Annotated in this window: 25 protein-coding genes and 1 pseudogene; 14 read left to right on the top strand and 12 right to left on the bottom strand. The window is 65.1% G+C overall.

Features of this window, described 5'->3' with window-relative positions; genetic code table 11:
- Positions 1–137 precede the first annotated feature (137 nt).
- From Mrose_RS05845 to Mrose_RS05820, 6 genes are all read left to right on the top strand, one after another.
- On the top strand, positions 138–1223 hold the full coding sequence (locus Mrose_RS05845; protein WP_119276490.1) for an ABC transporter substrate-binding protein: 1086 nt from the start codon (positions 138–140) through the stop codon (positions 1221–1223).
- 201 nt (positions 1224–1424) lie between these two features.
- A complete protein-coding gene (locus Mrose_RS05840; protein ID WP_119276489.1) occupies positions 1425–2666 on the top strand; it encodes a Zn-dependent hydrolase in 1242 nt (413 codons plus the stop codon).
- A 97-nt stretch (positions 2667–2763) separates the two neighbouring features.
- Positions 2764–3291 carry a DinB family protein gene (locus Mrose_RS05835; RefSeq protein ID WP_119276488.1) on the top strand — a complete coding sequence of 176 codons (528 nt, stop codon included), beginning with the start codon at positions 2764–2766 and terminating at the stop codon, positions 3289–3291.
- On the top strand, positions 3288–3599 hold the full coding sequence (locus Mrose_RS05830; RefSeq protein ID WP_245969584.1) for a DUF1905 domain-containing protein: 312 nt from the start codon (positions 3288–3290) through the stop codon (positions 3597–3599). The genes Mrose_RS05835 and Mrose_RS05830 overlap by 4 nt, the downstream gene beginning before the upstream one ends.
- An 87-nt stretch (positions 3600–3686) precedes the next feature.
- Complete coding sequence (locus Mrose_RS05825; protein ID WP_119276486.1) at positions 3687–4397, top strand: PucR family transcriptional regulator; 711 nt, start codon at positions 3687–3689, stop codon at positions 4395–4397.
- An 82-nt stretch (positions 4398–4479) separates the two neighbouring features.
- Positions 4480–5835: an aminotransferase class III-fold pyridoxal phosphate-dependent enzyme gene (locus Mrose_RS05820; protein WP_119276485.1), complete on the top strand. Its 1356-nt coding sequence runs from the start codon at positions 4480–4482 to the stop codon at positions 5833–5835.
- Here the strand turns inward: Mrose_RS05820 and Mrose_RS05815 are convergent.
- The 6 genes from Mrose_RS05815 to Mrose_RS05790 all read right to left on the bottom strand — a co-directional run bounded on the left by Mrose_RS05815 (position 5810) and on the right by Mrose_RS05790 (position 11708).
- On the bottom strand, positions 5810–6781 hold the full coding sequence (locus tag Mrose_RS05815) for a zinc-dependent alcohol dehydrogenase (protein WP_119276484.1): 972 nt from the start codon (positions 6779–6781) through the stop codon (positions 5810–5812). The two genes, Mrose_RS05820 and Mrose_RS05815, sit on opposite strands and share 26 nt — an antisense overlap.
- A gap of 8 nt (positions 6782–6789) precedes the next feature.
- Complete coding sequence (locus Mrose_RS05810; protein WP_119276483.1) at positions 6790–7560, bottom strand: SDR family NAD(P)-dependent oxidoreductase; 771 nt, start codon at positions 7558–7560, stop codon at positions 6790–6792.
- Between the two features lie 9 nt (positions 7561–7569).
- Entirely contained in the window at positions 7570–8589 is a 1020-nt protein-coding gene (locus Mrose_RS05805) for a zinc-dependent alcohol dehydrogenase family protein (RefSeq protein ID WP_119276482.1), read from the bottom strand.
- Positions 8590–8607: 18 nt separating this feature from the next.
- Positions 8608–9429, bottom strand: coding sequence for a carbohydrate ABC transporter permease (locus tag Mrose_RS05800; protein WP_119276481.1), 822 nt, complete (start codon positions 9427–9429; stop codon positions 8608–8610).
- A complete protein-coding gene (locus Mrose_RS05795; RefSeq protein ID WP_245969582.1) occupies positions 9426–10256 on the bottom strand; it encodes a carbohydrate ABC transporter permease in 831 nt (276 codons plus the stop codon). The genes Mrose_RS05800 and Mrose_RS05795 overlap by 4 nt, the downstream gene beginning before the upstream one ends.
- Positions 10257–10400: 144 nt before the next feature.
- Entirely contained in the window at positions 10401–11708 is a 1308-nt protein-coding gene (locus tag Mrose_RS05790) for an ABC transporter substrate-binding protein (RefSeq protein ID WP_119276479.1), read from the bottom strand.
- Positions 11709–11990: 282 nt separating this feature from the next.
- Here Mrose_RS05790 and Mrose_RS05785 point away from each other — a divergent pair, with 282 nt between their 5' ends.
- The 5 genes from Mrose_RS05785 to Mrose_RS05765 all read left to right on the top strand — a co-directional run bounded on the left by Mrose_RS05785 (position 11991) and on the right by Mrose_RS05765 (position 17032).
- Entirely contained in the window at positions 11991–13007 is a 1017-nt protein-coding gene (locus Mrose_RS05785; RefSeq protein ID WP_119276478.1) for a LacI family DNA-binding transcriptional regulator, read from the top strand.
- A gap of 133 nt (positions 13008–13140) precedes the next feature.
- Complete coding sequence (locus tag Mrose_RS05780; protein ID WP_119276477.1) at positions 13141–13566, top strand: bacteriohemerythrin; 426 nt, start codon at positions 13141–13143, stop codon at positions 13564–13566.
- A gap of 154 nt (positions 13567–13720) precedes the next feature.
- Positions 13721–15238, top strand: coding sequence for a CoA-acylating methylmalonate-semialdehyde dehydrogenase (locus Mrose_RS05775; RefSeq protein WP_119276476.1), 1518 nt, complete (start codon positions 13721–13723; stop codon positions 15236–15238).
- Positions 15239–15271: 33 nt separating this feature from the next.
- Entirely contained in the window at positions 15272–15934 is a 663-nt protein-coding gene (can, locus tag Mrose_RS05770; RefSeq protein ID WP_119276475.1) for a carbonate dehydratase, read from the top strand.
- A 21-nt stretch (positions 15935–15955) separates the two neighbouring features.
- The gene (locus tag Mrose_RS05765) at positions 15956–17032 is read left to right on the top strand and encodes a quinone-dependent dihydroorotate dehydrogenase (RefSeq protein ID WP_119276474.1); all 1077 of its coding nucleotides are present in this window, start codon (positions 15956–15958) and stop codon (positions 17030–17032) included.
- 89 nt (positions 17033–17121) lie between these two features.
- On the opposite strand, the gene Mrose_RS05760 is transcribed toward Mrose_RS05765, so the two are convergent.
- The 6 genes from Mrose_RS05760 to Mrose_RS05735 all read right to left on the bottom strand — a co-directional run bounded on the left by Mrose_RS05760 (position 17122) and on the right by Mrose_RS05735 (position 25236).
- Positions 17122–18438 (bottom strand): dihydroorotase, encoded by a 1317-nt coding sequence (locus tag Mrose_RS05760; protein WP_119276473.1) that lies wholly within the window; start codon positions 18436–18438, stop codon positions 17122–17124.
- A 56-nt stretch (positions 18439–18494) separates the two neighbouring features.
- Positions 18495–19433 (bottom strand): aspartate carbamoyltransferase catalytic subunit, encoded by a 939-nt coding sequence (locus Mrose_RS05755; protein ID WP_119276472.1) that lies wholly within the window; start codon positions 19431–19433, stop codon positions 18495–18497.
- Positions 19433–19972, bottom strand: a complete 540-nt coding sequence (gene pyrR, locus Mrose_RS05750; protein ID WP_119276513.1) for a bifunctional pyr operon transcriptional regulator/uracil phosphoribosyltransferase PyrR — start codon at positions 19970–19972, stop codon at positions 19433–19435. The genes Mrose_RS05755 and pyrR overlap by 1 nt, the downstream gene beginning before the upstream one ends.
- A gap of 326 nt (positions 19973–20298) precedes the next feature.
- On the bottom strand, positions 20299–21705 hold the full coding sequence (locus Mrose_RS05745) for a vWA domain-containing protein (protein WP_119276471.1): 1407 nt from the start codon (positions 21703–21705) through the stop codon (positions 20299–20301).
- A gap of 7 nt (positions 21706–21712) precedes the next feature.
- The gene (locus tag Mrose_RS05740) at positions 21713–23146 is read right to left on the bottom strand and encodes a hypothetical protein (RefSeq protein WP_119276470.1); all 1434 of its coding nucleotides are present in this window, start codon (positions 23144–23146) and stop codon (positions 21713–21715) included.
- 110 nt (positions 23147–23256) lie between these two features.
- Positions 23257–25236, bottom strand: a complete 1980-nt coding sequence (locus tag Mrose_RS05735; protein ID WP_119276469.1) for an elongation factor G — start codon at positions 25234–25236, stop codon at positions 23257–23259.
- Positions 25237–25445: 209 nt separating this feature from the next.
- Between Mrose_RS05735 and Mrose_RS05730 the strand changes: the two genes are divergently transcribed.
- The 3 genes and pseudogenes from Mrose_RS05730 to Mrose_RS19345 all read left to right on the top strand — a co-directional run.
- Positions 25446–26162: a DUF2461 domain-containing protein gene (locus Mrose_RS05730; RefSeq protein ID WP_119276468.1), complete on the top strand. Its 717-nt coding sequence runs from the start codon at positions 25446–25448 to the stop codon at positions 26160–26162.
- A 10-nt stretch (positions 26163–26172) separates the two neighbouring features.
- Entirely contained in the window at positions 26173–26559 is a 387-nt protein-coding gene (locus tag Mrose_RS05725) for a M67 family metallopeptidase (protein ID WP_119276467.1), read from the top strand.
- Positions 26546–26665 (top strand): annotated as a pseudogene (locus tag Mrose_RS19345) (adenylyltransferase); the annotation flags it as partial. The gene Mrose_RS05725 and the pseudogene Mrose_RS19345, both read left to right, overlap by 14 nt.

Genomic DNA, 26665 nt, shown 5'->3' with positions numbered 1-26665 from the left:
TGACAAGGAGACTTTTGGAGGCTATGGGCTATAAGCTATCGACTATCGGCAATCTAGGAGGTGAATCTCGGAGGACTACGTATCTTGGTACCTTTAAAGGCTGCTTTCATCGCACGGCTCATGCAGGAGGTCAGAGAATGAGGAAGTGGACGGTTGTATTGGCAGTTCTGGTCATGGGACTCGCGTCGCTGGGGATGGCCCAGCAGAACCTGGTCAAAGTCAACCTGCAGCTCAAGTGGTTCCCCCAGGCCCAGTTCGCAGGCTTCTTCGTGGCCAAGGAGCGGGGTTTCTTCCGGGCTCAGGGGCTCGACGTGACCCTGCTGCCCGCGGGCGACCAGTCGCCCATCCAGGTCGTGCAGTCGGGCGCCGCCGACTTCGGCACCACCTGGATCGCCGACCTGCTCGTCGCGCGCGAGCGCGGCATCCCGGTGGTGCACCTGGCTCAGATCTTCCAGCGCTCGGGCTTCACGCTGGTGGCGCTGAAGTCCACGGGCGTCAAGGACCTGTGCAAGGATCTCAAGGGCAAGAGCGTGGGCGTGTGGCCCTCGGGCAACGAGTACCCGGCGGTGGCGCTGTTCCGCAAGTGCGGCCTGACCTCCTCGCTCGACCCCCGCGCCGCCAACCCCGACGTCAAGGCGGTGAGCTACCCCTTTGACCCCTCGCTGGTCTTCCCGGACAAGGTGCAACTGGTTTCGGCCATGACCTACAACGAGGTCAACCAGATCGCGGGGCTGGGCTACGACGAGAGCAAGGTGGACGTGTTCAAGCTGGCCGACGAGGGCATCAACCTGCTGGAAGACCTGATCTTCACCACTGAGCGCGTGCTCAACGACCGCAACTTCAAGGGCTCGGGCCTCACCGGGCGGCAGGTCGCGGCCCGCCTGATCAAAGCTTCCTTGCAGGGCTGGGACTGGGCGGTGAAGAACCAGGCCGAGACGGTGGAGAAGTACGTGCTGCCCTTCTGCGGCAACACTTGCAAGGGCTCGGGCACCCGTGCCGACGCCAAGGGCCACCAGACCTGGCAGATGGCCGAAATCGCCAAGCTCTACAACGCCGGGGCCACCACCAAGGGCTGGGCCGGTTTCCTGGTTCCCGCCGACTTCCAGGCCTCGGTCAAGCTGCTGCGCGACCAGGGCATCTTGACCAAGGACCCGCCCCGCCAGGTTGTGGACTACGGCCCCTGGGAGGAAGCCACCGGCAAGAAGGCCACCGACTACAAATAGGCCAGTGGACGACTGCGGCGATCGTCCCTACGCTAAGTCACCCCACGGTGAGCTTGTCAAACGCATACACGCCTAACCCTGTCTGATTGCTCCAGCACGCGCTTGCGCTTGCCGTGGGGCTCCGAAAAGGATAAACATACGCTGGAGGCACTTAGCTGTGGGGGCGAGGCTCGAGCTTCGCCCCCCTTCTTCGGAGGAGTCATGCTCGAGCCCAAACGCACCATTGCCGAACTCAAAGAACTCCGGGCGCTTACCGCCGATGAGAACGGGGCGCAGCGCGTAGCCTGGACCGAGACCTGGCTGAAGGCTCGCGAATGGTTCAGGTCAAAGCTTGAAGGGTTGCCGGTGGAGTTCCATCAGGACGCCGCCGGGAACAACTGGGTCACGCTGCGCGGAGAGAGCGAGAAAGCCCTGCTGATGGGCGGCCACCTCGACAGCGTGCCCAATGGGGGCTGGCTCGACGGTTGCCTCAACGTGATGGCGGGCCTCGAGGTGCTGCGCCGCATCGCCGAGGAGTACGGGGGCAGGCCCCCCGTCACCGTGCGCTTGGTGGACTGGGCCGACGAGGAGGGAGCCCGCTTCGGGCGCAGCCTGCTGGGTTCGTCGGCTTTTTCCGGCACCCTAGATCCCGAAGCCGAGAAAGATCGCACCGACAAGGACGGGATTCGTCTGGAGGAGGCCCTGCGGCGTTGCGGGGTGGAGATGAGCCGGATGCTGGAGGCGAGGTCCGAGCAGAAGAACGCCGCGGCCTACCTCGAGTTGCACATCGAGCAGGGGCCGGTGCTGCTGGACATGGACCTGCCTCTGGGCGTGGTGCTGGGCACCTTCGGGGTCGAGCGCCACGCCATCCGCTTCCTGGGCCAGGCCGCTCACTCCGGCTCCACGCCCATGCACAAGCGCAAGGATGCCTTCTTGGCCGCGGCGAAGATGGCGGAGGAGATCTACCGCATCACCGACCGCAACGGCGGGGTGAGCACCATCGGCTCCTGCGTCACCAAGCCGGGCATCGTGACCAGCGTGGTGGCCGACTGCACCATCACCCTCGACCAGCGCCACCTCGACGCCCAGGCCCTCGCCCGGCTCAAGGCCGAAGCCGTCGAGGCCAGCCAGCGCTTCGCCCGCGAGGGCGGGCTGAGCGAGCCCGAGTGGAGCCTCATCTGGCGCATCCACCCCATCCTCTTCCACCCCGACCTCATCGAGTTCTGTGACCAGGCCATCCAGGAGGTCGCAGGCCGCTCCCACCGTCTGCCCAGCGGTCCCCTGCACGACGCGGCGGAGGTGGCCAGGGCGGGAATCCCCACGGTGATGATGTTCACCCAGTCCCTGCACGGCATCAGCCACAACAAGATCGAAGACACCAAGGAAGAGCACCTCGAGCTTGCCGTGCGGGCTTTCGACAAGCTCGCCAGCAAGACCATGCGCTGGATTCTCGAGCGGGGCTAGTTTTCGAAGCCGCCTCGCTTGCGGGGCTTGCGGCGGGCGAAATACGATGATATCGTAATCCCTGGCACGTTTACTGCGTAAGCGAATGGGGGTTGTCATGGTAAAAGCGCCCGACCTGGGCCTGCTCGAGGCCCTGCTGGACTCGTGGGACCGCAACAACACCATCCTGCTCAACCTGCTGCACGCCCTGCCGGAGGGCGGGATGGACGCTAGGCCGATGGAGGGCAGCCCTTCCGTCGCGTTCACCTTCTCCCACCTCCACCAGACCCGGCTCTTCTGGCTCTCCCACACCGCCCCCGAGTTCGCTCGAAGCCTGTCTTCGCTGTTCCACGAGGAGGGAGCGGAGCGGCTGCCCGAGCGCGACCCCAGGCGCATCGAGGAGGCCCTGAAGCACAGTGCCCGAGCCGTCGGGGAGGCGGTGAAGGACCGCCTGCACAGCGGGCAGCCCATGAAGGGCGGGCACGCTAGCTACGACCATCCCCTCCTGCTCCTCCAGCACATGCTCTGGCACGAGGGTTATCACTTCGGCCAGATCAAGCTGGCGCTCAAGGCGATGGGCTACGTGATGAGCGAGGAGGAGGAGGAAAAGGTGGTCTGGGGCGTATGGCGGCAGGAGACGTGGTGAGGCCAGGGCTAGGGGGTGAGCCGGTGGGCCTCGAGTTCAGCGGCGAAGTCTTCGAGTGGCGCGGCCCCGCCCCCTTCTACTTCGTCACCGTTCCCCAGGAGGAGAGCCGCCTCATCAAGAGCGTGTCGAGCTTGCTGACCTACGGCTGGGGCGTGATCCCGGTGAGGGTGCGCATCGGCAAAACCGAGTGGAAGACCTCGCTGTTCCCGAAAGACGGCCTGTACCTTCTCCCGCTCAAGGACAAGGTTCGCGAGGCGGAGAGCCTGGGGGAGGGCGACACGGTCATGGTGCGACTCGAATTTCCCTGAGCGAAGTAAAATCCCCACGGACACCCCTGCTCGAGGGGCCTGAACTCGGTTTGCCGTAGACTCGGATACGACGGTGGATTTTCGCCCATGAGCCTGCCCACCCTGCGTCAGATCCTCGAGCTGCCCCCCTTCGCTGGGGCAGAACTCCTGTCGGGCCACTCCCGGCTGGACCAGGTCGTCACCTGGGTCCACGTCGCGGAGGTGATGGACGCCTGGCGCTTCCTGTCGGGCGGGGAACTGCTGCTTTCCACGGGGCTGGAGCTGGCTCGAGCCACTCCGGAAGCCCAGGTCGGCTACCTGCGCGCGCTGGCCCAGGCCGGGGCGCACGGGTTGGCGTTGGAACTGGTGCAGTGGATGCGGGAGGTGCCCGCCGAACTGCTGCAGACGGCACGGCTGCTGGAGTTCCCCATCTTGGTCTTCCGCTCGGAGGTCCGCTTCGCCGAACTCACCCGCGCCGCTCACGAGCGCATCCTGCGACCCCACGTGGCGAGGGGAGAGGAACCTTTGCTCGAGTCCCTCCTGGACGCTTTGATCGAAACGGGCCGGAGCCAGGGATTCCTCGAGCGTCAGCTCGGCCCCGTCCTCTCCCTGCCCAGCCGCCCGCGTTCGACGCTGCTCTCGACGCTCGAAGCCCTGCTGGCTTCCCAGTTCAATATCGCCGAAACGGCCCGGCGTCTGGGGGTGCGGCGGCAGAGCATCTACTACCGCCTCGAGCAACTCCAGGGCATGCTGGGCGACTTGGACAACGTCGAGCGCCGCCTGGGGCTGTGGGTGGCGCTCGAGCTGCTCAAGCGCTAGCCCGCCCTTTTACACTCTGTCCATTGCGTGTCCTCGCCTAGCGGGGCTACCATTGGGGGAACAAAGGCACAGGAGGTCTTTAATGGAACGCCCCTCGTCGGAAGTCATCCAGGAGAACCGCGATTACACCCTCTTCTCCTGGTCGGTGCAGAGCGCTGCCAACCCCATCCACATGACCAGGGCTCAGGGGGTGTGGTTTTGGGACGGCGATGGCAACAAGTGGCTCGACTTCAGCTCCCAGCTCATCAACATCAACGTGGGGCACCAGCACCCGAAGGTGCTCGAGGCCATCAAGAAACAAGTCGATGAACTCTGCTTCGCCGGGCCTTCCTTCGCCACCGAGCCGAGGGGCAAGCTGGGCAAGAAGCTGGCCGAGGTCACGGGATTGGCCAAGAGCTTCTTCACGCTGGGCGGGGCCGAGGCCAACGAAAACGCCATGAAGATCGCTCGGCTTTTCACCGGGCGCGACAAGATCATCACCCGCTACCGCTCCTACCACGGGGCCACCATGGGCTCCATGACCGCCTCCGGCGACCCCCGCCGCTGGCCGGTGGAGCCGGGCATCCCCGGCATCGTGCGGGTCTTCGACCCCTACTGCTACCGGTGTCCTTTTGGCAAAACCGTCGATAGCTGCAAGCGCGAGTGCGTGAGCCACATCGAGGAAGTCATCCAGATGGAAGGCCCGCACACCATCGCGGCCATCATGGTGGAGGGCATCACCGGTTCCAACGGCCTTCTGGTCCCGCCGGACGATTACTATCCCAAGCTGCGCGCCCTGTGCGATAAGTACGGCATCCTGCTCATCACCGACGAGGTGATGTCGGGCTTCGGGCGCACGGGAAAGTGGCTCTCCACCCAGCACTACGGCATCAAGCCCGACATCGTCACCTGCGCCAAGGGCCTCACCAGCGGCTACATGCCCTTAGGGGCCGTGATCGTGAGTCAGCCTATCGCCGATTACTTCGAGAACAACATGCTCTGGGGCGGCCTGACCTACTCGGGCCACCCGGTCTCCTGCGCGGCGGCGGTGGCCAACCTTTCGGTCTACGAGGAGGAACACCTCTTCGAGAACACCGAGGTGCAGGGGCGTTACCTCGCCGAGCGGCTCGAGGCCATGAAGCGCAAATACGCCTGCGTGGGCGACGTGCGCTACAAGGGGCTGTTCAGCGTGCTCGAGCTCGTGCGCGACAAGGCCACCAAGGAGCCCCTGGCCCCCTTCAACGGCACTTCCCCCCAGATGCAGAAGCTGGCCGGATACCTCAAATCCAAGTACGTTTACGCCTTCAGCCGCTTCAACATGCTGTGGGTCTGCCCGCCGCTGGTGATCGACCGGGAGGAACTGAAGTACGGCCTGGACATCATCGAGGAGGGTCTGGCGCTGGTAGATGAGATGCTCGCCGCAGCCCCCGTGCTCAGCTCGCCAGCAACATCACCTTGAGGGCCTTTCCCCGCTCTAATGCGGCACGAAATGCCTGCTGCACCTGCGGCAGGGCAAAGCGGTGAGTGATGAGCGCTCTGCCCTGCACCTGTCCACTGGCGAACAGGCGAGTGGCCTCCTGGTAGTCGTGAAAGGTGTACATCAGGCTGCCCTTGAGGCCAATCTCCCAGTCCTGGATCAGCCCGGCGTTGAGGGTGACGGGTTGGCCGTACACCCCTACCACGATGATCATGCCGCCTTTGCGGATGCCCTGGATGGCGGCCTCGAGGGCCTTCTCACTGCCCACGCACTCGAAGATCACGTCGTACTTCGCCGAGTCGGGGGTTTTGGCCTGCAACCCCAGGCTTTCGGCCACGCGACGGCGGGGCTCGAGCAGGTCCACCACCTCCACGCTGGCGGCTCCATAGGCCCTGGCTACCTGGGCGACCAGCAGCCCGATGGTCCCTGCGCCCAGCACGGCCACTCTCCTGCCCTGAACCTGGGTCAGGGCAGCGGCGTGTACGGCCACCGCGAGGGGTTCGATCATCGCACCTAGCTCGATGTCGAAGCCCTCGGGTAGCCGGTGAAGGTTCTGAACGGGACTCACGAAGTGCTCCGCCATCGCACCAGGAGCCTGAAAACCCATCACCTTGAGGTTCTCGCAGATGTTATAGCGCCCGCTGCGGCATGGCTCGCAGCGTCCACAGGTGAGGGAGGGCTCGAGGGCCACGAGGGCCCCTTGCCAGGAGGGGTCAACGCCTGGACCCACCGCGACGACTCTGGCGGCGACCTCGTGACCGGGGTAGACGGGGTAGCTCACGAAGGGGTGCTGACCCTCGAAGACGTGAAGGTCCGAACCACAGATACCCACCGCCAGGGGTTGGAGCAGCGCTTCGCCCGCCTGGGGTGTGCTTGGGGGGGCCTTTACCCAGTCAATTTGATGGGGGCTCGCAATCAGGGTATGCATGGCTCTTCCTACCAGATGGTGTATCCACCGTCTACCACCAGCTCGCTTCCGGTGAGGTAACTCGAGGCTTCTGAGGCTAAAAACACCGCACAGGTGGCGACTTCCGAGGGCTCGCCCAGCCGCCCCATGGGGGTCAGGCCCAGCCAATCCCTGCGCCACTCGGGCGTCTCGAGGCCCCGCCGGGTCATCTCGGTGCCGATGTAACCGGGGGAGATGGCGTTGACCCGCACTCCGAAGGGGGCTAGCTCGGCGGCCAGCGAACGGGTGAGGTGGGCCACGGCGGCCTTGGAAGCGTTGTAGGCCGCCTGGGGCTGGGGTTTGTTGACGATGAGGCCGGACATCGAAGCGATGTTGATGATGCTGCCGCTGCCCTGGGCCACCATTCCCCGGCCAAAGGCCCGGCTGCACCAGAAGACCCCGTTGACGTTGATATCGAAGATCTGTAGCCATTCGGCATCGGGGGTTTCCAGGGCGGGGGTGTTGCGGCAGATTCCGGCGTTGTTGACCAGGATGTCCACCCGCCCATATTCCGCGAAAAGGGCTTTGGCCAGCGCATCGGCCTGGGCCGATTGGGTCACGTCCAGAGGGCGGAACTCGGCTTTTAGCCCTCTGGCTTTGAGTTCGCGCTCACTCCGCTGGCCAATGTCCGGCTCGAGCTCGGCGATCACCACGCTGGCCCCGGCTTCAGCCAGGGCAGTGGCAATGGCCAGGCCGATACCCCGTGCCCCACCGGTGACGACGGCTACCCGTTGGTCTAGTCTGAACTTCTCCAGCACCATGTGAAGTACCTACCCTTCGGGGATGATCATCACCTTGAGCGCCTCGCCCATGCCGGGGTGCTCCTTGTACTTCAGGGCTTTGTGCAAGTCCTCGAGGGGCATGCGGTGGCTGATGAGGGGTTTCACCTGGATTCGCCCGCTCTCGAGCCAGCTCAGGGCCAGGGGGAGGGTTCCGTTGAGCGAGAAACTGCCGATGAGGCTGAGGTCTCGCTGGAAGATGTCGTAGGGGCTCAGGCGCACGGTGGCTTCCTCGGGGGCCACACCGAAGATCAGCAGCCTGCCTCCTACGGCGGCGTACTGGGGCATGGCCTCCACCACACCGGGAAGGCCGGTGGCCTCGGCGACGATGTCGAAACCGTGGGGCTTTAGGTCGCGTAGAGCCTGGGCCATGGGCGGGCCGCTCTGTACGGTGTGGCTTGCCCCCAGGGTCTTCGCCAACGCCAGCCGCTCGACTACCGGGTCAACGACCGTCACCTCCGCCACCCCTGAGACCAGCAGGGCTTGCATCAGCAGCAGGCCGATGGGGCCAGCGCCGAAGAGTAGGGCGTTGCTGCCGGGCTCGGGGCGCAGGCGCAGAATGCCCCAGGCCACGCAGCCCAGCGGCTCGGCGAAAGCCGCCTCGGCGGCGCTGAGGCCCTGTACGGGATAGGCGTTGGTAGCCGGAGCCACGACGTACTGGGTGAAGCCCCCGGCCTGGGTCACCCCCAGAGCCTCGAAACGCAGGCAGTGCTGGCGTTGTCCCCGTCGGCAGGCCCAGCACTGCCCACAGGAGATCACCGGGTCCAGCGCGACGAGCTGGCCTTCTTGCAGATCGCTCACGCCAGGGCCCACCTGGTCGATCACCCCCGCAATCTCGTGGCCGGGGATCAGGGGAAAGCGGGCGTGGAAGTGCCCGTCGAACAGGTGCAAGTCGGTGCCGCACACCCCGGTGGCCCCCACCCGGACGCGCACCTGTCCGGGGCCTGGGGTGGGGGTGGGGACTTCGAGCACCTCGAGGGTTCTGGGTTGGGTAATTACAGCCGCACGCATAGGCATTGAAGTCCTTCCTTACTTGATGGCCCCGAAGGTCAGTCCCCGCACCAGTTGCCGCTGGGCCAGCCAGCCCATGACCATCACCGGCAAGATGGCGATCATGGAGGCCGCCGACATCTTGGCCCAGAAGAGCCCCTCAGCGGTCTTGAACGAGGAAACGTAGACCGAAAGCGGAGAGGCCTGGGCCGAGGTCAGGTTGAGGCTCCAGAAAGCCTCGTTCCAGGCCAGGATGATGCTCAGCAAGGCCGCCGAGGCGATGGCGGGGCCGGAGACGGGCAGCAGCACGCGGGTGAGTTCCTGAGCGGTGCTGGCCCCGTCTACCCTGGCGGCTTCCATGATCTCGTGGGGGATCTCGCGGAAGTAGGCGTAGAGCGTCCAGACCACCACCGGCAGGTTCATCACGGTGTACATCAGCGCCAGAGCCCAGATGTTGTCGAGCCAGCGCAGGTCGCGGAAGATCAGGTACACCGGGATGATCACCCCGACGGGCGGCATCATCTTGGTGCTGATCATCCACAAGAGCGTGCCGTTGGTGCGCTTGGTGGGGTAGAAGGCCATGGAGTAGGCCGCGGGAATGGCCAGGGCCAAAGCCAGCGCGCTCGAGCCCACCGCCGAGATGATCGAGTTGAGGAAGTGCCGGGCATAGTCGCTGCGGGTGAGGGCTTCGTAGATGCTCTCGAGGGTGGGCGTGAAGAGCAGCTTGGGTGGGATGGAAATGGCATCTCCCTCGCTCTTGAAGCCGGTGAGGAAGAGCCAGAAGATGGGAAAGAACATGATAGCTGCAGCCAGGTAGGCCAGCAGGGTCAGCTCCCAGCGAATGCGTCGGGTTTGGCTCACGTGCGGCCTCCTTGCAGGTTGCGTCCGATCATGCGCAGCACGAACATCGCCACGATGTTGGCCAGGATGACCGCGAACACCGCGCCCGAGGCTGCCACCCCGATGCGGTACTCGCCAAAGGCCTTGAGGTAGATCAGGTAGGGCAAGGTGGTGGTGGCCAGGCCCGGCCCGCCCGAGGTCGAGGCGTAAATCTCGGCGAAGATGGTGAGCAGGAAGATGGTTTCCAGCATGACCACCACGCTCAGGGTCTGGGCCAGGTGGGGCACGATGATGTAGCGGAACTCCTGCCAGGCGTTGGCCCCGTCGATCTTGGCGGCCTCGAGCTGCTCTTTAGACAGCGACTGCAGGCCGGTCAGAATCAAGAGCATGGCGAAGGGGATCCACTGCCAGGAAACCATCAGCACGATGGACTGCATGGGATAGGTGGCCAGCCAGTCGACAGGGCGCTGTCCCAGGTTCTCAGCAACCCACGCAAAGAGCCCATACACCGGATGCATCAGCATGTTTTTCCAGATCAGGGCGGTGACTACGGGCATCACGAAAAAAGGAGAGATAACCAGGGTGCGTGCCAAAGCCCTTCCGGGAAAGTCCTGGTAGAACAACACGGCCAGAAAAAGCCCGATCACCACCGTGATGAGCAGTACCGCACCCACCAGCAAGAGGGTGTTCTGGATAGAGGTCCAAAAAATTGGGTCCGTGAGGAGGGAGCTGAAGTTGCTAAAACCGACGAAGCCCTGGCGTTCGGGGTTGAGAAGGTTGAAGCGGCGAAAGGAGTGGTAAATGGTCAGAACGAAGGGGATTTGCGTCCAGACAATGAGCAACAGCATCGCCGGACCAAGCAGCCAGAGGGTATTGGGCCGAATCGGCCTGGATTGCGGCTTGGTAAGAGCGCTTGTATGGGTCATGTCATTGGCCTTGGGGGTGGCCGGGTGATCGGGGAGAGACCACCCGGCCTCGGATGGCTTACTGGCTCACTTGAGGTAGCCGGCTTCCTTCATCAGCTTCTCGACGGCGGCCTGGGCCTGGGCCAGCCCCGCGTCCAGGCTGGTCTTGCCTGCTACGATACCGGCGATGAATTGCCCGACCTGGGTTCCGATGGCCTGGAACTCGGGGATGCCCACGAACTGCACGCCGGTATAGGGGACGGGCTTGAGGGTGGGCTTGGTGGGATCGGCGGTGTTGATGGACTCCAGCACTACCTTGGCGAAGGGGGCAGCCTTGAGGTAGTTGGGGTTGTTGTAGGTGGAGTAACGGGTGCCAGGAGGCGCGGAGACCCAGCCCTGGGTGCTGCCCACCAGCTCGATGTATTCCTTGGAAGTGGCCCAGGTGATGAAGGTCTTGGCCGCCTCGACTTTCTTGCTGGACTTGGGGATGGCCAGCGCCCAGCTCCACAGCCAGTGCGCGCCGTTGGGGGTGACGGCCACCGGGGCTTTGGCGAAGCCGATCTTGTCGGCGACCTTGGAGGTCTTGGGGTTGGCCAGGTAGCCCGCCGCCACGGTGGCGTCAATCCACATGGCGCACTTGCCCTCCGACATCAGGGTCAGGTTCTCGGTGAAGCCGTTGCCGGTCACGCCGGGAGGGCCGTACTTGGTGACCAGCTCCACGTACTGGCCGATGGCCCGCTTCCACTCGGGGCTGGTGAGTTGGGGCTTCCAGCTCTCGTCGAACCAGCGCCCGCCGTAAGTGTTGACCAGGGTGCTGATGAAGGCCATGTTCTCACCCCAACCGGGCAGGCCGCGCAGGCAGATGCCGTAAACGCCGCCACTGGGGTTGTGCAGTTGCCTGGCCCAGCTAATGGCCTGGGTCCAGGTGGGTTGGGCCGGCACGGTGAACTTCTTGGCCGCGAACAGGTCCTTGCGGTAGTAGAGCATCGAACTCTCGGCATAGAAGGGCAGGGCGTAGAGCCTGCCCTGGTACGAGAGCCCGGCCCGCACCGGCTTGAGCACGTCTTCCAGGTCATATGAAGCCGGCAGCCCGCTCATCTCCACCAGCCAGCCGTTCTTGCCCCAAATCGGCGTCTCATAGGTGCCGATGGTCAGCACGTCATAGGAACCGGCGTTGGTGGCGATGTCGGTGGTGACCTTCTGGCGCAGCTCGTTCTCCGGCAGCACCACCCAGTTGAGCTTGATCCCCGGATTGGCTTTCTCGAACTCCGGGGTGAGCTTCTGCATGGTGATCATGTCGGGGTTGTTGACGGTGGCGATGGTGATGGTGGTCTGGGCCAGGGCCGCCGTGGTCAACAGGGCCGCTCCAACGGTCAGAGCCTTCCAAAAGCGCATGGTTTCCTCCTACCCAACTGCTAAACAAAAGGTCTCAGGGCCGATACCGACGGTTGGATGCAATATGCCTACCAGATCACCCCCTTGTGTTTGCCTGAACGCGCCGGTGTGCTCGAGCGGATTCGGATATTAAAAAACAACGACCCAGACGTAATGGCCACGTGACCATATAGACCACAGAGTGACGCGGAAAGGGCATTGGTGAACGGCTTATGGTCTCGTGTCCATAAGCCTAGGTATACCACCGGTGTTTGTCAAGCCCCTTTTTGCTAAAATGGTCACGTGCCCAGTATTCTCGACGTCGCCAAACGTGCAGGAGTAGCCCCCACCACGGCCAAGCGGGCCATCCACGAGCCCCACCTCCTGGCTCAGGAAACCCTGGCCCGCGTGCGCAAGGCCATTGAAGAACTGGGGTATGAGCCCGACCAGGTGGCCGGGGGGTTGAGGCGCGGGCGCACCCAGACCCTGGGCTTGATGGTTGGCAACATCATGGAGCCTTTTTTCGCCAGCCTGGTGCGCACCATCGCCCATGCGGCCCAGAGCCGTGGGTATGCCCTGATCGTGACCGACAGCGAATACGACACCAAGGTTGAGCGGGCCAATTTGCGCGTACTGTACGGCCATAGGGTCAGTGGCTTGATCATTCGTTCGGGCTATGGTCAACCCAACCTCGACTACCTCAAACGCATGCGGGAACGGGGGACGTATATTCTGGAAATAGACTACTTTTACCCCGACAGCCCGTTCGGGCACGTGATGCTCGATAACGAAGGCTGTGTGTTTGAAGGGGTGCGCTATCTGCACTCGCTGGGTCACAGGCGCATCGCCACCCTGGGAAGCTATGACCCGCTTTACCATCCCGAAGAGCGCAGTCGCTCCTTCCCCAAGGCCCTCGAGGCCGTAGGGCTACCCCTGATCGAGGCTTATCAGCGGGTGATCCTGCTAACCGAGCCCGAAGCCTACAAGCTGACCCTGGAGCTTATGCGCCTGCCCGAGCCCCCCACGGCCATCTTTTCGCTCAATGGCACCGAGGCTGCCGGAGCTTTCCGGGCCATCAAGGAACTGGGGTTGCGCATTCCCGAGGACGTTTCCTTGCTGACTTTCGACAATTACTCCTGGACAGCCCTGGTTACCCCCCCACTGGACGTGATCGAGCAGCCGGTGGAGGAAATGGGCTTGGCCGCAGTGGAGATCGTGCTGGACGCAGTGGAGAACCGTACCCTCGACAAGGTCGTACGCAAGCGTTTTCCTGGCCGCCTGATCAAGCGGGGGAGCTGCGCTCCGCCCAAGCACGCCTAGAAGCCGCCTTTTCCTCTCCTATCCTCTGCCGTCAAGCAGCAAACGACGGTACCGAAAAACCCTCCAGGACAGCGTTACCGGGGACATTCCTCCCCGGTTATTTTCGTCACACTCACGTTGTTGGAGCGTGACTATGGCCATCGAGTGGAGCACGAGTTATGAAACCGGCGAACCCCGCATCGACGGGCAGCACCGCAACCTTGTCGGCTACGTCAACCGTCTCGAGCGCCTGCTCGAGTCCACCCCGCCCGGCAGCCCCGCGGACCGCGAAGAGGTGGACAACCTCTTGGTGTTCTTGGAGAGCTACGTCAATACCCACTTCGCCTATGAGGAACTCTGCATGACGCTGCGGGGCTGCCCCATCGCCCGCAAGAACAAGGAAGCGCACGACAGGTTCCTGGCGCTCTACGACGACTTCACCCAGCAGCATAGAGCGCGCGGAGGGGCCAGCATCGAGATGCTGCGCGAACTGCACGAAACGCTGAAGAACTGGCTGGTAGGGCACATCTGCAACATCGACGTGCAGTTGCGGGGCCGTGCCCCCGTGGGCGTCGTCTGAGGGCAGGCAGTCCCGGACGAACGCCCTGCAGCCTGCGGGGCGTTCGTCTAGACACATTGTCCATTGCGCCGCCCCATCCTGGGTTCTACCATGAGGCAACTCGAGCACCGTCAACCCCACCTTCACCCCAAGCCTGAGCACCTAGGAGGTCGAAATGGCAGTCAGAGAACCTGAAGTTGGCATCAAGCGCGTGTCGCATTGGATCGGCGGGAAGCTGGTCGAAGGCAAGTCCGGGCGCAGTGGCGTGGTGTGGAACCCGGCAACAGGGGCCCAGCAGGCCACGGTGGACTTTGCCAGCGTGGAGGAGGTCGATCACGCGGTGGCCGTCGCTAAGGAGGCTTTCAAGAGCTGGCGGCAGACTGCGCTCTCCCGGCGGGCCGAGATCATGTTCAAATTCCGCGAGCTTATCGACGCCAACCGCCGCAAGATCGCTGAGCTCATCACCCTCGAGCACGGCAAGACCCTCCCCGATGCCCTGGGCGAGGTGGCGCGGGGATTGGAGAACGTTGAGTTCGCCTGTGGCATCCCCAACCTGCTCAAAGGCGGCTTCTCCGAGCAGGTCAGCCGTGGGGTGGACGTCTACCAGATCCGCCAGCCTCTGGGCGTGGTGGCGGGCATCACCCCCTTCAACTTCCCCGCCATGGTGCCCATGTGGATGTTTGCCAACGCCATCGCAACAGGCAACACCTTCATCCTCAAGCCTTCGGAGAAAGACCCCTCCGCCAGCCTGTACCTGGCCGAGCTCCTCAAGGAGGCGGGGCTCCCCGACGGCGTGTTCAACGTGGTGCATGGGGACAAGGTGGCCGTAGACCGCATCCTCGAGCACCCCGACATCAAGGCCATCAGTTTTGTGGGCTCGACCCCCATCGCCAAGTACATCTACGAGACCGGCACCAAGAACGGCAAGCGCGTGCAGGCTTTGGGGGGCGCGAAGAACCACATGGTCGTGCTCCCCGACGCCGACATCAACATGGCCGCCGACGCCGCTGTCTCGGCGGCCTATGGTTCGGCGGGCGAGCGCTGTATGGCGATCAGCGTGGTGGTGGCGGTGGGCGACGTGGCCGACCCCCTTATTGAGGCCATCAAGCAGCGCATGCCCAAGATCAAGGTGGGGCCGGGGCTCGAGGAAGGCAACGAGATGGGGCCCCTGATTACCAAGGAGCACCGTGACAAGGTGGCCTCCTACGTGGAGAACGCTCCCAAGGAAGGCGCTACGGTGGTGGTGGATGGCCGCCAGGATCCGGTGAGCGCGCGCGAGGGCTTTTTTCTGGGCACTTCGCTCTTGGACAACGTCAAGCCGGGCATGAAGTGCTACGACGACGAGATCTTCGGCCCCGTGCTGAGCGTGACCCGCGTCAAGACCTACGAGGAAGCGCTCAAGCTCGTCAACGAGCACCCCTATGGCAACGGCGTCGCCATCTTCACCCGCGACGGCGGCGCGGCCCGCCAGTTCCAGTTCGACGTCGAGGCGGGCATGGTGGGCATCAACGTCCCCATCCCCGTGCCGGTGGCTTACTACAGCTTCGGCGGCTGGAAGGCCAGCCTCTTCGGTGATCTGCACATGTACGGCCCCGAGGGCGTGCAGTTCTACACCCGCGCCAAGGTGGTCACCAGCCGCTGGCCCGACCCCAGCACCTCCAAGGTGGACTTGGGTTTCCCGCAGGTGCGCTAATCTTTCAAGGCGCTCCAACCCCAGAATGCTGGCGTGAACCCGCTCGATTACCTCTTCGAGAACAACCGCCGCTGGGCTGCGTCCATGCGGCAGCGAGACCCAGATTTCTTCCTCAAGCTCTCCGCCCAGCAAAGCCCCGAGTATCTCTGGATCGGCTGCTCGGACAGCCGGGTTCCGGCCAACGAGATCGTGGGGCTCCTGCCTGGAGAACTCTTCGTGCACCGCAACGTGGCCAACGTAGTCGTGCACAGCGATCTGAACTGCCTTTCGGTGATGCAATACGCCGTAGATGCGCTCAGGGTCAAGCACATCATCGTGTGCGGACACTACGGCTGCGGTGGCGTGCGAGCAGCATTGCTGGACAGCCGGCTTGGCCTGATCGACAACTGGCTACGCCACGTGCAGGACGTGTTTCAGAAGCACCGGGATCTGGTACTGGCGCTTCAGAGCGAAGCCGAGCGGGTAGACCGTTTGTGCGAGCTCAACGTCATCGAGCAGGTGACCAACGTCTGCCGGACCACGGTGGTGCAGGACGCCTGGGCCAGGGGTCAGGAGCTTACGGTGCATGGCTGGATTTATGGTCTGCAGGATGGGTATCTGCGCACTCTGCACATCGGCGTGAGTCATCCGAAGGAACTCGAGCCCGCTTATCACACCGCCCTCACCAGCCTGAGCGCAGCTTTGCCCAACCCCTGAGCCAGAAGGTATCCTGACCGCGTGTATTCGCTGGTCAAACCTCTTCTCTTCCGGCAGGATCCCGAGGCCATCCACGACCGGGTGATGGGGTGGCTGGCCTGGAGCAGCCAGCACCCTGCTGTCCTGAAGCCGATTTCAGCCCTCTGTGCGCTGCGGGACCGGCGGCTTCAGGTGGAGTGCTTGGGCCTGAAGTTCCCCAATCCCGTCGGCCTGGCGGCGGGCCTGGACAAGAACGGCAGGGCTGTGCCGGCTTGGGGTGCGCTGGGCTTTGGTTTCGTCGAAATCGGCAGCGTGACCGCACTGGCTCAGCCCGGCAACGACAAGCCCCGGCTTTTTCGCCTGCTCGAGGACCGGGCCCTCATCAACCGCATGGGCTTCAACAACGAGGGAGCCGAAGCGGTCGCGCGGCGTCTGGCGGAGCTGCGCCGGCGCGTGGGCGCGCTCCCGGTGCCGCTGGGGATCAACCTGGGCAAGTCGAAGGTGAGGCCGCTCGAGCAAGCCCCCCAGGACTACCTCGAGAGCCTGGGCCGGCTCTGGCCCCATGGCGATTATTTCGTGATCAACGTGAGCTCACCCAACACGCCGGGGCTGCGGGCTTTGCAGGAGGGGGAGCGGCTGGAGGAACTGCTGGCCGCCGTGACCGGCTTCGCCCGCGCCCAGCCCCAATCCCGGCCCATTCTGCTCAAGATCGCCCCCGACCTGTCGTGGAGCCAGATCGACGAGATCGTGGGACTGGTGGAGCGCTACTTGCTGGCCGGGATCATCGCCACCAACACCACCACCAGCCGCGAGGGGCTGAAGTCCCTCGTGAACGAAAGCGGTGGGCTTTCGGGCAGGCCACTGGCGGCGAGGGCGCTCGAGGTGCTCAAGTACTTGACCCAAGAACTCAGGGTGCGCGTCCCCGTGATCTCGGTGGGGGGCATCTTCAGCGTAGAGGACGTGCTCGAGCGGCTACAGGCCGGGGCCAGCCTGGTGCAGGTCTACACCGGCTTCATCTACGAAGGGCCCCTGCTGCCGCGCAGGCTCAACCAGGGGCTGCTGGCGTACCTGGAGCGGCAGGGGCTCGAGCGCGTCCAGGACCTTATCGGCAAGAAGTAGGGCCACCCTGGCCTCCCCAAGGACGAGGGTGCCCCTACAACAGGCGTCTGGCATTTTTGCGTCTTGCGTTCGGCGTACGATATACGACCTCAAGCCCCCACGCCCAGGCGCTCGTGCGTCCAGGCCACGCGCCCTTCCACCAGGGTCATCACCGGCCAGCCCTGGAGCTTCCAGCCCGCCCAGGGACTGAACCTGGCCTTGGAGGCAAACTCGGCAGGGTTGACCGCTCGCTCGCTGGCGGGGTCGAAGAGCATCAGGCTGGCCTCGGCTCCTGTCTCGAGGCGGATAAGAGGAAGCCCCAGCACCCGGCGAGCCCCGTCGGTGAAGCGCTCGAGCAGGGTGGGCAGGGGAAAACCCCGCTTGAGTACGAGCTCGGTGTAGAGCAGCGGCCAGGCCACTTCGATGTTGGCGATGCCGAAGGGGGCCCGCAGCAAATCCTGCTCCTTCTCGGCTTGGGTGTGAGGGGCGTGGTCGGTGCCGATGCAGTCGATGCTGCCCTCAAGCAGCCCCGCTATCAGCGCCTCGATGTCGGCCTGGGTGCGTAGCGGGGGGGCGACTTTGTAGATGGGGTCGAGGCTTTCCAGCGCCTCGTCGGTGAGGGTGAGGTGGTGGGGCGTCACCTCGGCGCCCACCGGCAACCCTTCGGCCCTGGCCTGGCGGATGAGCTCGAGGCCCCGGCGGGTCGAGAGGTGCTGGACGTGGAGGAGGATTGAGGGCTTTTGAGCTTTTGCCCCTGGCATCACGTAGCGCACGATCTCGAGGTCTCGAGCGATTCTCGCCGCCTCCGCCGCTGCCGGGTTGCCCGGCAGGCCCAGCCGGTAGGAGAGGGGGCCCTCGTTCATCACCCCGCCCCGGCGCAGCCCGGCGTCCTCGGCGTGTACCGACACCACCAATCCCCAGCTCGCCGCGTAGGCGAGGCCCAGGGCCAGCACTCCGGCGTCCTCGTTGGTGCGGCCATCGTCGGTGAGCATGATGGCCCCGGCCTCCTTCAGCAGCCGGGCCTCGGTCAAGAGCTTGCCTTCTTGGCCCTGGGTGAGGGCCGCCGAGGGGTACAGCCGGGCGTAGCCCAGGCCGCGGGCCTTCTCGATGAGCGCCATCACGGCCTCGGGCGTGTCCACCGGGGGCGTGGTGTTGGGCATACAGACCACGTCGGTGTAGCCCCCACGCAGCGCGGCCAGCAGGCCCGTGGCCAGTTCCTCCTTGACCTCCTGGCCGGGCTCGCGCAGGTGGGCGTGGGGGTCGCACAGCCCAGGCGTGAGCATCAGCCCCCCGGCATCCAGCACGCTCGCCGCGTCCCCGCCCTCCAGGCTCAGGATTTTCCCCTCACCGATGAGCACGTCGGCTTTACCGTGTTCGCCCCGGCTGTCCAGCAGCCGAACATTCTTGATGAGCAATTCACCCTTCATGAGCGCTCCTTCGTCGCACGCTGATAGCCGATACTAGAGGCTCTTTGGTTCAGCTATCAGCCTTTTCTCCCTACCAGTAGGTGGTAGAGCACCGCCATCCGCACCGCCTGCCCGTTGGCGACCTGCCGCTCGACCAGGCTGCGGGGGGACTCGGCTAGGGTGCCCTCGAGCTCGAGGTCGCGGTTCATGGGGCCGGGGTGCAGCAGGGGGGCCTCGGGTTTGGCCCAGCCCAGGCGTTCGTGGGTGATCTGGTAGCCGGCGATGTACTCGGGCTCGCTGGGCAGAAGGCCCCTATCCATGCGCTCTTTTTGCAGGCGCAGGGCCATCACCGCGTCGGCGTCGTGCAGGGCCTCGCGCAGGTCGGTGGTGAGCCGGACCCTGGGCAACTCGCCCGGCAGCAGGGTCGCGGGGCCACACAGCCAGACCTCCGCGCCCAGCATGGGCAGCAATTCGGCGTTGGAGCGGGCCACGCGGGAGTGCAGAATGTCGCCCACGATAGCGATCTTCCTGCCCTCGAGGCTGCCGAGGCGCTCGAGCAGGCTGAAAGCATCGAGCAGGGCCTGGGTGGGGTGCGCCCGCCAGCCGTCACCCGCGTTGATGATGGGCTTGCCCAGCCACCGAGCGGCCTGGTGCGGCACCCCGGCGGCGTCCACCCGGATCACGTAGGCGTCAATGCCCATCGCGTCGAGGGTCAGCAGGGTGTCCTTGTAGCTCTCACCCTTGGACATCGAGGAGGTCGCGCCGCTGAAGGAGAGTACGTCCGCCGACATGCGCCTTGCGGCCAGCTCGAAGGAGAGCCGGGTCCGGGTGGAGGGCTCGAAGAAGACGGTGGCCACGGTGAAGCCGGTGAGGGCCGGAACCTTCTTCACCGGGCGGGAGAGCACCTCCTGCATCATCTTGGCGGTCTCGAAGAGGCTCTCGATGTGCGCCCGGTTCCAGCCCTGGAAGTCGAGGAGGTGTTTGGGTTGCTCGGCGCTGTGTGTGTGTGTTTCCATTACTCCAGTTCCCATAGCTCCACGGCCTCCTCCCCATCTACTTCCCGCACCTTGACCTTGACCACTTCGCTCTTGGCGGTGGGCAGGTTCTTGCCCACGAAATCGGCCCGGATGGGCAGCTCGCGGTGCCCCCGGTCCACCAGCACCGCCAGGTAGATGCGGCTGGGGCGACCCAGGTCGATCAGGGCGTCCAGGGCGGCTCGAGCGGTGCGCCCGGTGAAGAGCACGTCGTCTACCAGCACCACCGACCGCCCCCCGATGTCGAAGGGGATGCGGGTCTCGCGCACTTTGGGCTGAACGGCGATCTCGGAGAGGTCGTCGCGGTAGAGGGTGATGTCCAGGATGCCCATAGGCACCTCCACCCCCTCGAACTGCCGCACCAACTCGCGCAGGCGCTGGGCCAGGGTAATGCCGCGCGTATGGATCCCCACGAAGCACAGCCTGTCGGTGCCCTTATTCTTCTCCACCACCTCGTGGGCGATACGGGTGAGGGCGCGGCGGATTTCTTCGGCGCTGAGGATGCGGGATTTGAATTTCAAGACGACCTCCAGGGCACGAAAAAAACGCACCCTTGGGGTGCGTGTGGCTTCAGATTGTGGCCTACCAGGCGTTCCACGTTTTCCTCCTTTCCAGCCTCACGGGACTGGCCTTAAAGGTCTGGTTCAGGGTACGCCGGGTTCGCCCCTTCCGTCAAGCGGATCTCGTATCCGCCCCACCAGCTAAGTGCCCTCCGCTTGATTTTCCCTCATCTGGGGAAAAAGCCGTCCCTGACCTCACCCAGCCACTTGAGCCAGTGGGAGGCGCGATCGAAGGCGGTGCGCCTGGCTGCCGGGCCGGTGGAGTTCTCGCCGGGGTCGCTCATGGTCTATTCTGCCGCTAAGCGGGGCTGCTTTCCAGCTCGAGCGCTGCGGTAAAGGAGGCTCTCGAGCCCCAGCACCATCGCCGCCAGCAGTGCTAGCCAGGGGCTCAGCTCCAGCTTCAGCGTTGGGGGCAGGGGCCTGTCGGGCTGAGGGCGGGGCAAGAGGGTTTCCCCGGCGCTGAGCAGGCCCCGCCGCTGTTCGCTTCGCGGAACGATCACGTTGTAGAGCAGCACCGGGAAGGCCGGAAGGTTTTGCAAGGAGGCGGGGTCGGGCAGGTAGAGGCCGTTGGGGTGGAACCAGGCCATGGGCTGCCCGGTTTCGCTACGGACCAGCGGCTGCCAGGTGGCCGGAGGCGCAGGGGGAATGGGAAGGCGAAAGCCCACCAACTCGGCTCCGCGCAAGTAGGGAACGGTGCGCTCCACGTCATCGACAATGGCCTCTGCGCTCCCCCTCCGGGCGAAGTAGACGCTGAAGCTCGGGGGGTTCTCCGGAGGGGGAGCGAAGCTGAAGTGCACCTCGGGGCTGCTGCTGCGGATGGTACCCAGCAGGGCCAGCAGGCGCTCCAGCGCGGGCGAATCTCCCTCGAGTGCCACCCGCACGTTGCGGCGGCTGAACTCGGCGGCGTTGTCCAGGCTCAGGGCGTCGGCAGTGCTTAGGCGGGCCTGGAGCGTGAACGTGGAGGTGGCGGGCACCTCGAGGGTGCTGAAGCCCCCGGCAGGCACCTCGAGGCGGTAGCTCCTGCCTCCTACGATCACTTCGCCTTTCCAGGGGCCGGGACCGCTGTTGCCTACGGCCACGAAGCCCGCTCCAATAGCGGTGATGCCCACGTTCTGCCCATTGCCTGCCGCATTGAGGTAGCCATCGGCGTTCTCGGGCGGGGATGCGTCGCTCGCCACCAGGGCCGGGGCGTTCAGGCGGGACTTGCCCAGCGCGACAGCGGCGGCGAGGTTAGCCTGTTCATCCCCAGCGCGAATCTGCTCCAGTTCGTCGAGCAGTTCCCGCCCTGAGGCTGGGCCGAAGACCTGATTGGTGCGTCCGGCCCGCACCAGCACCGCTCTGGGGCTGCTCGAGAGCCGCCCGCGCACCTGCGCCTTGACCCATTCCAGGCGATTGGGAGCCCGGTCGGTCGCGGCCATCGAGGCCGAGGCATCGAGGACGAGTACCAGCGGTCCGGGGCGGTCGATCTCGAGGCGAGGCAAGGACAGCGCCAGCCCGGCAAACAACCCCGCCAACAGCAGCAGAAACAGCCGCAAATCGAAGCGGCGACGGGCCTGGCCCCGCCGCCGGGCCTGCCGCCACAGCCACAGCCCGGCCACCTTGCGTTCGCGCGGCCTGCGGCGACGGTAGAGCCAGTAGATCAGGCCCAGGATCGGGGGCAAGATTGCGAGCAGGAGCGGATGGGCGAAGGTCACCCGCTTCTCACCTCCAGCGCACCTCACTAAAGCCCCGGCTCACCAGGGTGCTGCCTTCGACTACCGAGTAGGAGATGCCGTTGCCCAGGCGTCCGTAGAGGCGCTCGAGAAAGTTCATCAGCCTGTTGGTGAGTTCCTTGCTCTCACGATCCTTGGCGCCGATGGTCTGGGGGATGCTCTGGCGCAGGGTGGCGAGCGACTCCAGGCCGGGGCCTTTCTGGTCGCCAAAGCTGTAGGCTACGGCGTTCTGCGGCACGGTAACGCGGAAGCGCCGGTACTCGGGGCGCTCCTTCCAGAGCTTGCCGGAGGCGGCCTCGAGCGCGGCCCTGCTGGTGGCGATGACCAGCTTATCGCCGTCGAGGCGGTAGTAGAGGTTGCCCAGCAGCCCCACCTCGAGCGCCTTGAAATTGCCTTCCAGCCCGGCCACTTTGAAGCCCCCTTGCCCCTCGGGGGTGGCGAAGGCCGCGAGGTTTTGCACGGCAGCCAGGAAGTTGGCCTCGGCGGTGGCGGCGTCCTTGACCTCGAGGTAGACGAGCTGGTGGCCCAGGGGGGCCTCGAGGTTGCCCACCCCGCTGCTGCGCGGGCCGGGCACGGTGACCAGGGCGTAGCGGGTGCCAAAAGCCCGCAGGTCGAAGCCCAGCTTCACCTCCAAGTCGGAGAGCAGGCTGCTGAGGTAACGGCCCGTGGCGGGGAGGTCCAGCACGCCCACCCCACCCGAGTAGCCCGCCGGGAAATCGCCCAGCTCCCAGGGCTTTTCGCGGGGAAGGAGCAGGTTGCTGAAGGCGGGATCGGTGGTGCGGTCGATCTCGAGGCGAGCCTCGGTGGTGTAACCCCCGGCGGTGAGCTTCAAGCCCAGGCTGATGCGCTTGAGTGAGGCCAGGGTAAGCCCCAGGCGGGGTGGCAGGCCAAGCTCGAGGTCGAGGTTCTTGGGCGGCTCGCCCCAGAAGAACAGGTCACCCGAGATCGGCGCCCGCAGGCCGCGTTTGTTGCTTAGGAAGAGGTTGGCCTGCTTGGGGGCGGCGATGAAGACCAGTTCCCGGCTCACGCCGCTGACCGTGTCTGCAGTGCGCTCAACCAGCCAGCCGTTCTCGAGCCTGGCCTTTTTGATCTCGCTCCGGACCGCCTGCATCGCCCGAGCGCTGGGCTTGGAGATGAAGAAAAAGCCCCCGTCGGGGTAAAGGGCCGCGAAGGCACCTCCTTGGGCCAGGCCCAGCAGGTCGCTGTTGTGACCGAGTTCTTTCTCGAGGTTGCGACGAACCCAGGCCTCGAGGCCGCTCTGCCTCCAGTCCTCGCCGATGCCTTTGAGGTAGGGGCTGTTGCTCAGCTCCCCCACGTAGAACCCAGCGACAGCCCCCGTAGGGGCCAGGGACACCAAGCTTTGGGCCAGAGCGGGGCTGAGCAGCAGTAGGGTAAACAAGGCCCATCGGGCGAGTGATTTCATGAGTCAATTCTAGCCTACTCCGGCGCCGGTGTATGCGTTTTGGGCACTCGGCGGGGGAGGAGGGTTCGGGGTTAGGGGTGAGACTTTTTCCGAAACCCGAGACCCTACCCTCAGTGCGCTTCCGCCTGCCGCTGGCTCACCACCTTCTGGGCGAGATGGGGAGGCACTTCGGCGTAGTGGGAGAACTCCAGGCTGTAGGCCCCGGTGCCCTGGGTCAGGCCGGAGAGGACGCGGCTGTACTCCAGGAGTTCGGCCAGAGGCACTTCGGCCTGCACCACCGCCAGCGCCCCGTCCTGGTCCATGCCCAGCACCCGGCCCCTGCGGCCCTGAAGGTCGGAGATGATGTCGCCCACGCGGTCTTGGGTGACGAAGACCTTGAGGTTGTAGACCGGCTCCAGCAGCACCGGGCTGGCCTGGGCCATCACGTTCTTGAAGGCCAGCGAGGCTGCGATCTGGAAAGCCATGTCCGAAGAGTCTACGTCGTGGTAAGAGCCGTGGTAGACGATGGCCTTGAAGCCGATCACCGGGAAACCGGCCAGCGTGCCCTGTTTGGCCGCCTCCTGGATGCCCATCTCCACCGCTTCCATGTACTTGGTGGGGATCACCCCGCCGGTGATGCGCCACTCGAACTGGTACTCCGGAGCGGGTTCCAGCCGCAGCCATACGTCGCCGTACTGGCCGTGGCCGCCGGTCTGCTTCTTGTGCTTGCCCTGGCCCTCGGCTACCTTGCGGATGGTCTCGCGGTAGGGGATCTTGGGCAGGCGGTACTGCACCTTGACGCCGTAGTCGCCCAGGCGTTCGCGTGCGGTCTCGAGGTGCAACTCGCCGTGCCCCCACAAGAGCATGTCGCCGGTGTCGGGCTGGCGCTCGAACTTTAGGCTGGGGTCTTCCTCCAGCAGTTTGCGCATGGCCTCACCTAGCTTGGCCTCGTCGCCCTTGTTCTCCAACACCACCGCCACCATCACGTTGGGGTCGGGCAGGCGGGCGAAGGGCACCTCGTCCGACTCGGGCTTAGTGCCGTTCCACAGGAGCATGCCCCGGTGCAGGTTCTCGGCCTTGGGCAAAGCCAGGATGGTTCCGGCCTCGGCGACTTCGAGCTCGAGGAGGTCCTTGCCCCGGATGGTGTTGAGGTGTTGCAGGCGTACAACCCCTGCTTCCGATTGCAGGCTGTCACCGGGTTTGAGCGTGCCCCGGTACAGCCGCACGAAGGCCACGTGCCCGATGAAGGGGTCTACCTGCACCTTGAACACCTTAGCCAGCGGGCTGCCTTCCCCAAAGCGCTCGGTGGGGGAGGGCAGGGCCTCGAGGAACAGCTCTAGCAGCAGGTCCAGGCCGATCATCGCCCCCGAGGAACCGATGGCCACGGGGTACACCAGCCCCCGGCGCACGGCCTCGTGGAAAGCTTTGGAGAGTGCTGCCTCCTCGATCTCGCCGCCCTCGAGGTACTTCTCCAACAGCCCTTCGTCAGTCTCGATGATGGCCTCACGGGCTTCGCCCAGGTACTTCTCGACCTGGGCCCGCATGTCCTGGGGCACCTCCATGGGCGTGGCCTTGCCGCCGGTGTAGCGCAGGGCGCGGTTGTGCAGCACGTCCACGATACCCACCCACTGGCCGTTCTCGTACAGTGGCAGGTGGGCCGGGACGATGTGGCCCAGTGTCGAGCGCAAGTCCTCCAGCAGCGCAAAAAAATCGCCACCTTTTTCCAGCTTGGTGACGACCAGCATCCGCGCGAGCCCAAGCCGCTCGGCCACCGTCCAGGCCCTCTCGGTGCCGATCTGCACCCCGCTTTCGGCGGAGACCGCCACCACCGCCGCATCGGCGGCCTCGAGCGCCCCGCGAATCTCGCCCACGAAGTCGGCATAGCCGGGCGCGTCGAGCAGGTAGATCCTGTGCTCTTTGTACTGCAGGGGCAGCACCCCGGTGCGCACCGAGAGGCGGTGGTTCTTCTCCTCCGGGGTGTAATCGCTGGTGGTAGTGCCGTCCTCCACGCGACCCATGCGCTCCTTGGCCCCCGTCGCCACCAGCAATGCCTCGCCGAGGGTGGTTTTACCGCTGCCGCTGTGCCCTACGAGGGCTACGGTCCGGATCATCCTGGCCTCCTTTGTTAGAAGAAAGTATACGCTTTGTGGGTCGAAGGTCGAACGCCAGGATGGGTCTTACGCAAGACGCAAGACGCCTGATGTAGGGGCTGGGGGCGAGCCGGGGGGCTCTCCTTTCCACCACCCTTCACCCGAAGTTGTCACCCCTCCTGTGTTCCCGCTCGCGATCTGCTAGCGGCCCATCGCAGTAGGATTACGTCATGGCAAGAAAGGCCCCGGCCCGTTCCGCATATACGCACGACACCCCCTATTTCACCCCTGAGTTATTCAAGTTCCTGCTCGAGCTGCGCTACAACAACGACCGCGCTTGGTTCCAGGCCAACAAGTCGCGCTACGAGCAGCACGTCAGGGCTCCCTTCCTGCGCTTTATCACCGACTTGGCCCCGCACCTCCAGGCCCTCAACCCCGCCTATACCGCCAGCGAGCGCAGCCTCTTCCGCATCTACCGCGACACCCGCTTCTCCGCCGACAAGAGCCCCTACAAGACCCACGCTGCGGCCCAGTTTCGCCACCTCCTGGCTTCGGGTGACGTGCACGCGCCGGGGTTTTACCTGCACCTCGAGCCCGGTGAGTCGGGCGTGGGTGGGGGGCTGTGGCAGCCCGATCCCGAAAACCTAGCCCGCGTGCGCGCGGCCATCGCCCGGCAGGACTTCCGCTGGCTCGAGGTCCGGCGGGCCGTGCCCCTCTCCGAGGAGGACAAGCTCAAGCGCCCGCCCAAGGGCTTCGAACCCAATCACCCCCTGATCGAAGACCTCAAGCTCAAGAGCTTCGTCACCTGGTTTCCCCTCAGCGACGAGGAGGTGTGCTCGGGCGGCTTCTTAGGGCTGGTGCTCGAGCACCTGACCCAAACCAACCAGCTGGTGAGCTACCTCTGTGAGGTGCTCCAGCTGCCCACGGGACAGGTAGTGAGGGGGTAAGCTGCTGTACGTGCTGCGCGTGGGCCAAGCCGAACTGGAGCGCACCCTGCAACACCTGCGATCCGAGCTGCCCAGGGAGGGCGTGGGGCTGTGGGCGGGCCGAGGGGGGCGGGTAGAGCGGGTTTTGCCCCTCCCCAACGTCCATGAAACACCACAGGCGGCCTACACCGCCGATCCTGGTGCGCTGGTTAGAGGGATTCGCGATCTCGAGCGCGAGGGGCTCGAGCTGCTGGCGATCTACCACTCGCACCCCCACGGACCGGCCAGCCCCAGCTCCAGCGACAGAATGCAGGCTTACTGGCGGGTGCCGTACGTGATCTTCGCCCTAGAATCGGGCGAGGTGCGGGCGTATAACCTCCCTGATGGTGAGGAAGTGAGGCTACATGTGGAGTCGTGAGGAACTCGATCGCTACGCCCGGCACATCGTGCTGCCGGGCGTGGGCGGGGCAGGCCAGGCCAGGCTCAAGCAAAGCTCGGTGCTGGTGGTGGGGGCGGGCGGGCTG

Origin of the sequence: Calidithermus roseus (genome assembly GCF_003574095.1) — a bacterium.
GTDB lineage: Bacteria > Deinococcota > Deinococci > Deinococcales > Thermaceae > Calidithermus > Calidithermus roseus.
Note: the sequence above shows the minus strand (reverse complement) of the source record. Positions and strands in the feature narration are given on the sequence as shown.